Here is a 12,671-nt window from a genome sequence, read left to right on the forward strand (position 1 = left end):
GCCAAAACTGAAAAAGTGCTTATTGGCCTAGGGATGTGGAGGGGTGGCCGCAGGCCAGACCGAGCCAGCTTGCTGGCGAAGGGCCGAGCGAATAGCGAGCCCCGCAGCAGCCCGGCGGGCCCTTGCCGCAGCGCAGCAAGGCAAAAGGGGCCCGCAGGCCCCTAAAAAACTTAATCTTCTGCTTCTTGCAGATAATTATTGATAAATCCTTTGAAGACCTTCAGGCCTGCATCAAATTTATGGTTGTTGTTGATCAGCAAATCGGCTTGCTCCTTAATGGGCGCAATATATTGTCGATAAGTGGGCATAACGTGATGCTCATAGCGATAAAGTACATCTTCTAGCGGGTAGTTGCGCTCAATGCGATCGCGTTTGATGCGGCGAGAAAGGGCCGTAGATTCGCTAGTGTAGAGAAAAACTTTAAGGTCGATCAGATCGGCTACCTGTGGGTAGTGAAAGACAAAAATGCCTTCGAGAATCAGGATGGGCGCCGCCTTAAATTTAAGCATTTGGGGCTCGACCAAAGGATTGTTGAAGGTATATTCTTGGCGCTCTATATCTTGGCCTGCAATCAGCTGGCGGACATCTCGCTCTAGTTCTTCGGCATTGATAGAAGAGGGCAGATCAAAGTTGAGGATACCCTGATCATCGGCCTCTTGTTCTTCTCTGGGGCGGTAGTAGTGGTCCGCAGAGAGGATGCAGATTTGATCTTTGCCAAATTCTTGCTCTAAAGCAGATAAAAAAGTGGTTTTGCCCGAGCCACTTCCCCCGGTAATCCCTATAACATAAGGTTTTTTCATAACTGAATGCGCAGTTCTCGATTTTTTGATCAAAATTATCGCTGCCAAAGATAGGGCCTTTTTGCGGAAGCCACAAATTTAGGCTAGGGCCTTGATAGTGAGTATAGGCTGTTAAAAAAAACTAATATCCTGATTCAAATTCAACCTTATTTTGTATTTATAGTTAGTTTGCAAACAATTACCGTCTACAAAAAAGAATAACCCTATATGCTAAACATTTCTTCTGGAGGATCGCTACCTGCTGAGCGGATCAAGAAATACTCTGCCTTTGAGAAGGTGGGGACGCCCAAGAGTAGGCGTTGGTTGCTCTACACCCTTATTGTCCTTTTTCTGTTATTATTTTCTATGATCTTTTTGCCTTGGACGCAGAACATTAGTGCTAAGGGGAAAGTAACTTCTTTGCGGCCAGAAGATCGTCCGCAATCTGTTTATCCGATTATTCCGGGACGAATTGAGCAATGGTATGTGCAAGAGGGCGATACGGTTCAGGCGGGAGATACCCTGGTCCGTTTATCGGAAATCAAGGTGGATTATATGGATCCAGAGCTGGTGCAGCGGACGCAAGAGCAGCTAGAGGCCAAATCTTCTTCCGTTGTTTCTTACCAACAAAAAGCGGAAGCCTTGGAGCAGCGCATTCGATTGTTGCAAGAGGCGCAGGCGCTCAAGTTGGAGCAAGCACAGAATAAGCTCAAGCAAACGCAGCTTAAAATTGCATCAGATAGTGCAAAATTAGAGGCGGCTAAAATGGCCCAAAATATTGCACAAAAGCAATTCTTGCGTACCGATACCCTCTATCAAAAAGGGTTGAAATCTTTGACAGAATGGGAAGGCAAGCGCAATAAGATGCAAGAAACGGCGGCCAAGCTCAATGCTGCAGAGAATAAATTAGAGTTATCTAAGAATGAATACCTTAATGCTAAAATTGCCTTGAATAGCATTCGGGCCGATTATGGGGATAAATTGGCTAAGGCCGAATCGGATCGCCTTTCGGCTTTAACGGCAGGTTTTGATAGCCAAGAGAAGGTAGCCAAGCTCAAAAATACCAAAGCCAATTATCAGAATCGCCAGCAGTTCTATTATATCTTGGCTCCTCAAGATGGTTTTATTTCTAAAATTTACAAAAAAGGGATTGGCGAGACGCTCAAAGAAACGGAACAGCTACTTGCGGTGGCGCCGCTTTCTCCACCTCCTGCCGTAGAAATCTATGTGCGGCCGATGGATTATCCCTTGCTCCAAAAGGGAGAAACCGTCATCTTTACCTTTGATGGCTGGCCAGCGTTTGTATTTGCGGGTTGGCCCAATCAATCGGTAGGAACCTTTAGGGGGAAAGTTTATGCGGTAGATAATGCAGTGAGTGACAACTCTATGTTTAGAGCCTTAGTTGTTCCTGATCCTTATGCGGCCAAACCTTGGCCCAATGGCCTTCGGGTAGGGGCTGCAGCAGAAGCTCGCATTTTGCTCAAAGATGTATATTTGGGTTATGAAATTTGGCGGCAGCTCAATGGTTTCCCACCAGATTACTACAATATCAATTATGAAAAAGTCAAGATGAAAGCTCCTGTCAATCAGCTCAAAAAATAAGCATGTCTTTTAATCCCTTTCTTTTTGTTGGAGCCTTTTTGCTCCTGCTGCCTAATCTTCCGGCCCAAGATAGCCTGAGCTATCAAAGCCTTATTGAGAATGCACGGATTTATCATCCTTTGAGCCGACAAATTCAGCTTTTGGAGCAGACTGCAGAAGCCGAATTGCGCAAGGCTAGAGGAGGCTTAGATCCTAAACTCATGGCCCAATGGGACCAAAAGCAATTTAAGAGCAAAGAATATTACGATATCTTTGAAAGCTATTTACAATTGCCTACCATTTGGGGAATTAACGTTCAGGCAGGTTACCGTTTGGCCGAGGGCTATTACCTCAACCCTGCCGACCAATTGCCTGCTGCGGGCCAAGCCTTTTTGGGGGTAGAAGTCCCGATCCTCAATGGTTTGATTCAAAATGAACGCCGCAACGCTATTCGGCAGGCGAAGTTACTACAATCGCAAAATCAGGCTGATCAATTGGCTCAAATTAACCAATTGCTCTATGATATTTCGGCAGATTATTGGGGCTGGTCCTATAAACAGGCTTGTCTAGCCGTTTATGAGGAAAACCGAGAAATTCAAGCGACACAGTTGTCGCAATTGCGAGATCGCTTTTTACAAGGCGATATTGCTGCTATTGATACCCTTAAAGGCTTTATCCAATGGCAGGATGCTGGCCTCAAGCAATTGGAGGCCCGCCTAGCGAGTGAACAAGCTGCGCTAAAGGTAGAGCGACATCTTTGGGGCGAAGAATTAGAAGAAAAGAGCTTACCCCTAGGGAGCTTGGCCCAATCTATTTTGGCCCTTCCGCTGACGCCCTTGGATAGTGCGGATCTAGAGACATTATTGGACCGCTTGGAGCAACAGCCCGAATTACAAAGCTATGCTTTTCAGCAGCAGGGCTTGGAGCTAGAAGAACGGCTAAAAGCCAATAAATTACTGCCCAAAATTAAGTTGAAGTATAACTTCCTCGCTGGCGAAAGCTTGCAATTTGGCCAAGGAAGTCCCCTAGAATACTATAAACTAGGCGTACAACTAGAGCATCCTATTTTGATGCGTAGCGCCCGAGGCGATTTGGCCCTCAATCGGCTCAAGCAACAGAAGCTGGATTTTAAATTTCGCTTTAAGCAAAGAGATTTACAGACCAAACTCAAAAGCTATTTTATGGCCCTTCAGCAGGCCGTAGTGCAAGCCCAATTGGCCGATGAATTAGTTGATAATTATCGGAAATTGGTGGTGGCCGAAAGAGAAAAGTTTGTACTGGGCGAGTCCGATATCTTTATGGTCAATACCCGCCAACAACAATATGTAGAAGCTCAACTCAAAGCATTGAAGCTGCGCTATAATTATATCAAAAGCCGTATCGCTTGGCAATGGGCCACCAACTGGTAAGCCGCCAAGATTAATTATACAAAAGGGCGATCTAGATAACTCTAGATCGCCCTTTCTTTGTTTTTTGCAGTTAGGGGGCGCGAAGCGCCCGGCTGAGCGGCGGGAGCAGGGCCGCCGCAGGCGGCAGACCAAAGCCCGCAGGGCTGCAGGGCCGAGCGACCTGCGAGCTGCGGACTGGCGCGACCCGACCGCAGGGAGGGGCAGCCCCAAATAAAAACAGCTACGGAGACTCGCCCAGTAGCTGTTGCATTTTGCTAATACTCAAAAGCGTATTGAACCAAATTGGCCCCCATTTGCAAAGAGAGTATGCGTTTATCCTCAGGGTCGTTGTGGACCTCCTGATCCTCCCAACCATCTCCCAAATCCGTTTCGTAACTGTAGAAGCAAACCACTCGGCCCTCCCAAAGCAAGGCAAAACCCTGTGCGGGCTTGTCGTCATGCTTATGGATCTTAGGAATTCCCCCCTTAAATTTATAATTCATGTTATAAATGGGGTGGTCGTAGGGCAGCTCCACAAAATCTAATTCTGGGAACACCTTTTTCATAGCCGGGCGGATAAAAGGATCCATCCCATAGTTGTCGTCAATATGTAAGAAGCCGCCAGAGATCAGATAGGTCCTGAGGTTTTCGGCTTCAGCATCGGAGAAAACGACATTCCCGTGGCCCGTCATGTGCAAAAAGGCATAATCAAAGATTTCGGCGCTACCTACATCTACGGTGGCATAATCTAGCTCAAAATTGCTATAGAGTTTCTGCTTGCAGAAGCTAGCTAGATTAGGCAGGGCGGTGGGGTTGGCATACCAGTCTCCACCGCCTTTGTATTTGAGTAGCCCCATTTGTAGTGTTGTCTGACTATTTTGCGGTTTGGCTTGCATAGTTTGCGCCTGCCTAGAGATATTGATTGTAGGCATTTGGGCCATTAGTGAGCCCGTTAGGAAGAAAAAAAAGCAAGCAATTCTAAGTACAAACATTGGGGAGCATTTTTTGGTTAGCGGCGGGCAAAAACCATCTTGTAGCGGCGTGGAATATCGCCCGTCTGAATTTTATCGAGCCGCTTTTTGAGCATTCTCTTTTTGAGTGGCGTGAGGTAATCGGTAAACAAAACGCCCTCAATATGGTCATATTCGTGTTGAATAACGCGGGCATTGAGCCCATCAAATACCTTCTCCTTGAGCTCAAAGTTCTGATCGTAGTATTCGATGCGAACCTGGGCTTTGCGTTTTACTTTTCCATGAATATCAGGGATGCTGAGGCAGCCCTCTTCATAGGTCCAAGGCTTACCCGCTTCTTCAATAATAATCGGGTTAATAAATACCTCTTTAAGGCCTTTTTCCCCATTCTTTTCTTCATCGAGTTGAAGGGTGTCGACCAAAAAAAGGCGGAGACTTTGGCCCACCTGAGGGGCTGCAATGCCCATGCCACCTGCATGATACATGGTCTCCCACATATTTTCGATCAGCTCTTCTAAGCCCTTAGAGTTATTTTCTATTTCCTCGCACTCTTTGCGCAAGACAGGATGCCCGTAGGCATAAATTGCTAGTTTCATACTATTTTGTACATCAATCAATTGGGGCAATAAGGCCCCTTAAAGAAATCCCATATATTCTTGTAAAATAATGGCAGCACTCACTTGGTCTACTAGGCCTTTTTCTTGGCGTTTTTTCTTCTTCTTGACCGAAAAGCGAATGACCTCTTTGGCCATCTGAGAGGTGAAATGTTCATCTTGGCGATGCACCTTTAAATTGGGAAAACGCTTTTGCAGCTTCGCAATAAACTCCAAAATCTGAGCTTCCTGCGGTACAGGCTGCCCATCTTTTTGCAGCACTTGCCCAACTACCAAAGCATCTACCTCTTCCTCTTGCAAATAGTTGCAGAGATAGTCATACAACTCCTCTGTTGCTACCGTGCAAAGGGGAGAAGCAATCAACTGCAGGGGGTCGGTTGTCGCCAAGCCCGAGCGTCTTTTTCCGTAATCTAATGCCATTATTCTTGCCATGCCGCCAAGATAAGTATTTTTCCTAAAACAATTTTCTAGGGCTTTGGTTGGCTGGCAGATTCTTCTGCTCCATAAACAAGAAACGAAAAAGTTGGACTGGACCAAAAATTAGTTCTATTTTTGAGCCTGATTTAAACCACCTAAGTCCTCATTCTCATGAAATCTTTCTTTAAATTTCTATACTACTTCCTTAGTTCTAAGGTATTTCTCAAGAATATTGGGATGATGATCGGCATCGCCTTGCTGAGCTTTGTCCTCCTCTTTTGGGTTATTTTGCCCTCTTATACTCGACACAATGAGTCCATCGAGGTACCCGATATCAAAGGCCTTTCGGTCAAAAATGCCGAGCGCCAACTCAAAAGCCGAAAGCTTCGCCTAGTGGTGACCGACACAATTTATGATGCCAAGAGAAACCCCGGCATTATCCTCAAACAATCGCCCGAAGCCAATAGCCGCGTTAAACCCAACCGCAGCATTTACCTAACGGTCAACTCCAATAGTGCGCCCCCCGTCAATATCTATTATAATGAGATCATTGGCCGCCCCCTCAATTTTGTCGAGAAGAAATTTAGAGCCCTCGGCCTCAAAATTGGCCAACTCAAGTATGTCGATGGAGGTGGAGAAAATACCGTGGCCGCCGCCTACACCAAAGATAAAATTCTCATCTTTAAGGAGGCCGATCCTAGTAAGGGCGAACGCCGCCCCAAACAACCTTATCAACTCAAACAAGGCGATAAGATTGATCTCGAACTCTATAAAGGAAAGGATAGTGGCAAAAAAACGATTCCCGACCTCAGTTGCATGATTTTCTCCGAGGCCGAATTCTCAATCAAAGCCAATGCTTTTTATATTGGCACCGTGAGCTATGGCCCCAATATCATTGATACCATGAATGCCTATGTGGTCCGCCAATCGCCCTCTGCTGCCTCTAAAGCAAGCATGGGCGCAGGAATCGACATCTGGCTCTCTGCCGAAAAACCCGAAGTTTGCAACGAAATGAACCAAGAAGATGCTCCCAATAGCGGAGATACTTTTGATGATGATTTTGGCGGAATCGGCGGCTAAAACAATCCTCCTCTCCCGCTAATCTTCTTTTCTGATTAGCTACATATAGCAGCAAAATAGCCTTCTAGTTTTTAGACTAGAAGGCTGTTTTTTTGGGGCTGCCCCTCCCTGCGGTCGGGTCGGGCTGTTTCGCAGCTCGCTATTCGCTCGGCCCTTCGGCGCAAAGCGCCTCGGTCTGGCCCTGCGGGCCACTGCTGTCCATCCCTCAGCCGATGCTCTGGGCTTCGCCCAGACTGGAAGCGGGATTGCTGCTCTATCCCCTCCAATAATGACTAAAGGCAAAAGAGCATTGCCCTTTTTCTGTTGATTTGGACCAAAGTTTAGCTGCTCATCCCCCTTGGGGATTCCCCCAAGCCAATCGGAGGCGGCAAATTAGCATGGGGAAATTCCCCATGGCGATCGGAGGCGGCAAATTAGCATGGGGAAATTCCCCATGGCGATCGGAGGCGGCAAATTAGCGTGGGGAAATTCCCCATGGCGTTTGGATTTTTCCGATTAGCCTGGGGAAAATCCCCAAGGCGTTTGGATTTTTCCGATTAGTGTGGGGAAATTCCCCATGGCGTTTGGATTTTTCCGATTAGCGTGGGGAAATTCCCCATGGCGTTTGGATTTTTCCGATTAACGTGGGGAAATTCCCCATGGCGTTTGGATTTTTCCGATTAGCGTGGGGAAATTCCCCATGGCGTTTGGATTTTTCCGATTAGCCTGGGGAAATTCCCCATGGCGTTTGGATTTTTCCGATTAACGTGGGATAGCTGTCTAAGGCCCTATCTTTTTTTTCTGGACCGCCCCTACTACAGATCAGCTAGGCTCGCTTAAAAACAAAATATTGAAAACCCTTGTATTCTTGGGCCAAGAATCCTGCAGCCTAAAGGCCGCAGGGCCATAGCTGTAGGTTGAAACCTACAGCCAATTAACGAATGCATTTTAATATAGTATGCAGGGTTAAAACCCTCCATAAACAAACATCTTCTAGGCTGCCTAAATCATAAATGCAGCAATTCAGAGGGCTGTTAAAAGCTGTGGAGGGTTTCAACCCTCCACGCTATGGATCTAGGCTGTTTTTTGTTGTCTGGCTGTAGGTTTCAACCTACAGACCTCATTGGAGATGGCCGAAGGCCAAATGGCCTAGCGATGTGCAGCAGTGGCCGTCAGGCCAGACCAAGCGGGCCTAAGCCCGCGCAGGGCCGAGCGAATAGCGAGCTGCGGAACGTAGCGCCGCAAGGCCGTAGGCCGCAGCGGAGGCCCCAAAACAGATTAATTCTCTTTATTGGAATGCTGCAATTGCTTTTGAGCTTCTCGTTCTTGGCCAAAGGTCAGAATATGGCGAATAAAATCGAAGGGTTGATAGCCATTGATTGCCGTTTGGTGGAAGATGCAGGTAGCGGGCGTCATGCCGGGCAAAGAATTGACCTCGATGACGAGGGTTTCGGCACGGCCATCGGCATAAATGCGGACAAAAGCATCGATTCGGGCATAGCCCGTAACGCCCAAAATGCGTGCGGCCTGCTCCAAATCTGCTTTGATTTGGGCCGCCAGGGGCGCGTATTCGAGTTCGCCAACAGCTAGGCGGGCGGGGGTAATATTTTGACCTTCTCCAGCCAAAAATTTCTCTTCCAGCGATAAAATCTCGCCAGAGGCTAGGGTTTCGGAAGGTTCAAAGACCTCATAGCGGATGCTTCCATCAGCCTCGTGATGGCAAAGTAGGCCCACCGTCACTTCTAGAAAGTGCAGGGCATCTTTTTGCTCAACCAGCTGCTCTAAGAGGGCATATTCCTTTTGGGGAAACTCCTCTTTGGGTAGAATAGCTAGGCGATCTTGGGCAATTTGGGGCAGGGCTTCTTCCTCGCGGAAAAGGGCGGCCAGAAAGGCCTCCAGTTCTGCCTCATTTTTGATCTTTTTCACGGCAGAGCTACAGCCATCATCTACGGGCTTGGCGATCAGGGGCCAGCCCAGCTTTTCGCCAGCTTCTTTGAGGCAGGCTTGAGTTTGGGCCAGATAATCGCTTTTGCTCAAGAGGATTTGTTCGGTAACGGGTAGGCCTGCGGCTTTCAGCTTTTGTAGACTTTGATATTTATCGATCGTCAAGGCGGCAGAATCGGCCTCGGAGCCATTAAAAGCGATCCCTCTTTGGGCCAATTCTCTTTGGAGGGCGCCATCCTCACCGGGGCGGCCATGCAAAGCGATAAAGGCCAGGCGGGTCTCTTCCGCTAGGGCATCAAAAGAGAGTGGGCGGGGATCAAGGCGGCTACTGCGGCCAGAAAACTGCTGAGCAATATGGGCCGTTTCTTGGCGAATCTGTTGGATAATGGGATGCACCTTATAATTCAGCAACTTATCGCGAATATCATCTGCATTATCCTTGAGCAAAAGGTTGATGGGCAGCTCATAGAGCTGTTGGTCATCGGCCTTGCCCGTAAGGAAAACGGGAAAGGGCAGGTAATTGGCCGAGCTGGCCAACTTTTCATAAATATTGCGGCCACTTTCTACCGAAATATGGCGCTCGGAAGAATATCCGCCAAGGATGACGGCCACCTTTTGGAGTTCGGAAACCTCTCCTTCTAGGCGTTGCATCTCGCTTTCCAATTGGGCCAATAATTGGCCGTAGTTATTGGGGCGCAGGCATTTTCGGCTGCGGGCCAAGAGCGATCGGTGGATAATAAAGCTGAGAAAATGCGAGGGATTGAGGCCAATTTCGGCGGCTTGATGGAAAAAGAAAGAAGAAGGCAGCATACCCGAAGTGGTATTCGGGTCATTGAGAATAATGCGGCCATCGGCTTGGATAAAACCATCAATTCGGGCATAGACATCAAACTCTAGGAAGCGGAAAAGGCGTTCGCACTCTTGTCGGATCGCTTGAATTTGTTCCTCGGGCAAATCGATAGGCGTCAACTTGCGAGAGAGTCCGGCCAGATACTTAGAACGGTAGTCAAAGAGCTCTTTGCCTTTGATAATCTCGGTGGGGGGCAGAGCGATCGGTTGGCCGTCTTCATCTTGGATCACGACACAGGAAAACTCTCGGCCTTCGATAAAGCCTTCAAGTAAAACGCTTTCTTCTCGGTATTGGCTTTGTAGGTGGAGTTTGGGGCTATGTCCCTGCCCTAATTCCTTATCGAGTAGGGCCAGTAATTGCTCGGGATGGTAGAGCAATTGTTTATCTTTTTTGGGGCCTTGTACTTCTAGCGGGAACCCTAAGCCAGATCGGATATCAAGTAATTTGCGCATCCATTGGATCTGTTCCTCTCTATTCATTTGCTGCCAATCTTGGGCGCTAATTTCGAGACCAAAGAAGGCATCTTCTAGGGCGGCGATAAGGTCTTCGGGTTGATCGACAATACTCACACCGATAGAAGAGCCTTGATTAGAGGGGCGAACGACTAGGGGGAAGCCCATTTCCTTTTTGAGCTGCTCCATATTGGGCAGTTGGCCGCTCCAGTCTTTGGCCCAGATTTGTTGGATGGGGGGGCTTTCGAAACCGCCAGCCTGCATCATCTTCTTTTGGAAACTTTTGTCCATGCCCAGACTACTTGCTCGAATGCCAGAGCCACTATAGGGGATGCCTAGGGCCTCTAACATGCCTTGGAGTTGGCCATCTTCGCCCCATTCGCCATGTAGGCTAAGGAAGGCAAAATCAATTAGTTCGGGTAATTCGCTAAAGCTAATTGGGCGACCAATTTGGCCGAGTAATTCCTTAGAAGCTTGTTTAGAGAGACCGAGACTTTCCACATAAATTTGAAAATGATGTGGGCTAGGTGGTAGGGCCTGCACGGGGGGATAAAAGTCGCGGATACTGCCTTTATAGAGATACTCCCAATCGAGTAGGCAAAGTTGGCCAAAGCTATCGACAAAAATAGGGATAGGCCGAAAGAGTTGTTTATTTAGATTATCGTAGACGGTTCGGCCGCCTGCAAAGGCGATTTCGCGTTCGCGGGAAGGGCCGGCCAGAAAGATTCCAATAGTTAACATAGGCGCAAGGCGGATTTATAATGATGCGCGCAAAGGTAGCAGATTTTTTAGAGAGTTTGGAGAGTAGAAGGAGGAGAGTATTAGAGGGGGAATAGCAAAAGGCCTCGACAAAATTGTCGAGGCCTAGAACAAACTTTGATATTAAGTTATATTACTGTACCGTTACGGTAACGGTTTGGCTAAAGTTGCCATGGCAAACCGTGATATTAGCGGTTCCTCCAGTGAAAGAAGTTCCAGAAATTTCTCCGCTAGCATCTACATCGGCCACTTGAATATTGTCTGAACAATATGTAATTGTAGCATTAGAAAGAGGGGCTCCAGCAGCATCTACCACCTCGGCAGAGATTTGCGCTGTTTGTCCAAATCCAACAGTAACATTAGAAGAGCTAGTGAGATTAAGCCCAGCAGCGTTTGCATCAGCTGTACCGCAGTTACAAGAAGAAGCAATAGCAACAGAGAGCATACTTACGCCAGGAAACACCTCTGAGTCATTAGCATCTGTAGCCAAAACGAAGGTAGACATTCCGGGATTTGCAGAAGATTTTACAGTGGCCAAACCATTATTATCAATGGTAGCTACATCAAAAATGGGAAAACCGAAAGTGGGGATTTCCCAATTTACATTAGATGTTGCTTGAGGGTTGGTGAGGACCAATTCGCCATTGCTACGGACTACGTCATATTTAGTAGCGCTATACTGCTGGGTATTACCTGCTGCAACAGAAGCAGTTAAGGGGTCCAAAGTAATTACTTTATTTGGGCTAATTTCTAATTGAGCTTCCCCTACAACACCTTGAGCCATAGCATAAACCTTAGTACTTCCAATAGTCAAAGGAGTAATGTTTCCGCTAGCATCAATACTTGCGATAGAAGGATCGGCCACAGTCCAATTGAATGTCACTGTTTTTTCATTGCCATCCATATCGTAGGCCTTAGCTGTATATTGAGCAGTTTCTGTTTTGAGGATTACTTGGCTAGCTGGGCTAACTACCACACGTTGTACGGGCAATTCAATTACAGGAGGAGCCAATACTGTTACAGGAACCTCTACTACGGGATTACCATCGATGCCTGAAGCCGTTACTGTGATGATACAGCTTCCTGCACCAATAAAATTCAATTCGCCAGAAGCACTTACTGTAGCTACAGTATTATCGCTAGACTGGTAGCTATAACTTGGAGAAGAGGTTCCAAAATAAACAGTTTCCATCTGAATATTTGGAAAATCAGTATCTACTAAAACAGCTGCAGGAGCCACAGCAAAAAGCGCTGGCGTTTGAACAGCTAGAGGTGCAGAACTAGTTAGGGTACTTCCTCCAATAGTTACAGAAGCCTGAATTGTTGTTACACCTGCAGCAGCCACAGTTACGCTACCATTACTAGCAATAGTTGCTACATCTGTATTCGTACTCGACCAGCTAACATTGCTAGCTGCTGTACGATTACCTTCTGTATCTAGCAAAATAGCCGTATAAGTCAAACTGCCATCCATCAACATGGTTTGAGCACCATTTTCAATGACTAGCATTTGGTTAGTTGCATCTTGGTTGTCATTATTGTTATCCTCATCTTTTTTACAAGAAGTCAAGGCAAGAAAAAGCAGACTAAAAAGTCCTAAATAATTTAAAAATTTCATTTTGAAATGTTGAATGTTAATTAAGTAGTTTGTTCTGGCAGCCGCCTAAGCCTAAAAATATGCCAAGACCTAATTAAACAAACATTCAAGAAAGAAACCACGGCACACAATCAACTGATTTACAATCAGTAAACTACCATCAAAAATTAGTTCCTTTTTTTAAAAAAAATCTGCACTTTTCTCTAGCAGCAACTATTCAAGCTAAATAGTTTACATTTATTTATCAATTCGTGACGGGT

9 protein-coding genes are annotated in these 12,671 nt (G+C 46.8%); 3 read left to right on the forward strand and 6 right to left on the reverse strand.

Annotation, left to right across the window (positions count from 1 at the left end; genetic code table 11):
- Positions 1–170: 170 nt before the first annotated feature.
- Positions 171–800, reverse strand: a complete 630-nt coding sequence (locus PPO43_RS03925) for a uridine kinase family protein (RefSeq protein ID WP_442985439.1) — start codon at positions 798–800, stop codon at positions 171–173.
- 207 nt (positions 801–1,007) lie between these two features.
- Between PPO43_RS03925 and PPO43_RS03930 the strand changes: the two genes are divergently transcribed.
- Positions 1,008–2,381, forward strand: coding sequence for an HlyD family secretion protein (locus tag PPO43_RS03930; protein WP_272620502.1), 1,374 nt, complete (start codon positions 1,008–1,010; stop codon positions 2,379–2,381).
- Positions 2,382–2,383: 2 nt separating this feature from the next.
- Positions 2,384–3,769 carry a TolC family protein gene (locus PPO43_RS03935; protein WP_272620503.1) on the forward strand — a complete coding sequence of 462 codons (1,386 nt, stop codon included), beginning with the start codon at positions 2,384–2,386 and terminating at the stop codon, positions 3,767–3,769.
- Positions 3,770–4,023: 254 nt separating this feature from the next.
- Here the strand turns inward: PPO43_RS03935 and PPO43_RS03940 are convergent, their stop codons facing one another.
- From PPO43_RS03940 to ruvX, 3 genes are read right to left on the reverse strand one after another with little or no spacing between them, the layout of a single operon-like run.
- Complete coding sequence (locus PPO43_RS03940; protein WP_272620505.1) at positions 4,024–4,740, reverse strand: DUF4159 domain-containing protein; 717 nt, start codon at positions 4,738–4,740, stop codon at positions 4,024–4,026.
- 17 nt (positions 4,741–4,757) lie between these two features.
- Entirely contained in the window at positions 4,758–5,315 is a 558-nt protein-coding gene (gene def, locus PPO43_RS03945) for a peptide deformylase (RefSeq protein WP_272620506.1), read from the reverse strand.
- 39 nt (positions 5,316–5,354) lie between these two features.
- Positions 5,355–5,765, reverse strand: coding sequence for a Holliday junction resolvase RuvX (ruvX, locus tag PPO43_RS03950; RefSeq protein ID WP_272620507.1), 411 nt, complete (start codon positions 5,763–5,765; stop codon positions 5,355–5,357).
- A 156-nt stretch (positions 5,766–5,921) separates the two neighbouring features.
- Between ruvX and PPO43_RS03955 the strand changes: the two genes are divergently transcribed.
- A complete protein-coding gene (locus PPO43_RS03955) occupies positions 5,922–6,830 on the forward strand; it encodes a PASTA domain-containing protein (RefSeq protein ID WP_272620508.1) in 909 nt (302 codons plus the stop codon).
- A 1,257-nt stretch (positions 6,831–8,087) separates the two neighbouring features.
- On the opposite strand, the gene PPO43_RS03960 is transcribed toward PPO43_RS03955, so the two are convergent.
- A complete protein-coding gene (locus tag PPO43_RS03960) occupies positions 8,088–10,796 on the reverse strand; it encodes a D-alanine--D-alanine ligase family protein (protein WP_272620509.1) in 2,709 nt (902 codons plus the stop codon).
- A gap of 151 nt (positions 10,797–10,947) precedes the next feature.
- Complete coding sequence (locus PPO43_RS03965; protein ID WP_272620511.1) at positions 10,948–12,432, reverse strand: Ig-like domain-containing protein; 1,485 nt, start codon at positions 12,430–12,432, stop codon at positions 10,948–10,950.
- Between the last annotated feature and the right edge of the window lie 239 nt (positions 12,433–12,671).

The sequence above is a fragment of the Saprospira sp. CCB-QB6 genome (assembly GCF_028464065.1).
Classification (GTDB): domain Bacteria; phylum Bacteroidota; class Bacteroidia; order Chitinophagales; family Saprospiraceae; genus Saprospira.

What these genes read in the sequence shown, in the direction of transcription:
- PPO43_RS03930 (WP_272620502.1), top strand. Translation starts at nt 1,008, where the DNA reads ATGCTAAACATTTCTTCTGGAGGATCGCTACCTGCTGAGCGGATCAAG.
- PPO43_RS03925 (WP_442985439.1), bottom strand. Translation starts at nt 800, where the DNA reads ATGAAAAAACCTTATGTTATAGGGATTACCGGGGGAAGTGGCTCGGGC.
- ruvX (WP_272620507.1), bottom strand. Translation starts at nt 5,765, where the DNA reads ATGGCAAGAATAATGGCATTAGATTACGGAAAAAGACGCTCGGGCTTG.
- PPO43_RS03955 (WP_272620508.1), top strand. Translation starts at nt 5,922, where the DNA reads ATGAAATCTTTCTTTAAATTTCTATACTACTTCCTTAGTTCTAAGGTA.
- def (WP_272620506.1), bottom strand. Translation starts at nt 5,315, where the DNA reads ATGAAACTAGCAATTTATGCCTACGGGCATCCTGTCTTGCGCAAAGAG.
- PPO43_RS03965 (WP_272620511.1), bottom strand. Translation starts at nt 12,432, where the DNA reads ATGAAATTTTTAAATTATTTAGGACTTTTTAGTCTGCTTTTTCTTGCC.
- PPO43_RS03960 (WP_272620509.1), bottom strand. Translation starts at nt 10,796, where the DNA reads ATGTTAACTATTGGAATCTTTCTGGCCGGCCCTTCCCGCGAACGCGAA.
- PPO43_RS03935 (WP_272620503.1), top strand. Translation starts at nt 2,384, where the DNA reads ATGTCTTTTAATCCCTTTCTTTTTGTTGGAGCCTTTTTGCTCCTGCTG.
- PPO43_RS03940 (WP_272620505.1), bottom strand. Translation starts at nt 4,740, where the DNA reads ATGTTTGTACTTAGAATTGCTTGCTTTTTTTTCTTCCTAACGGGCTCA.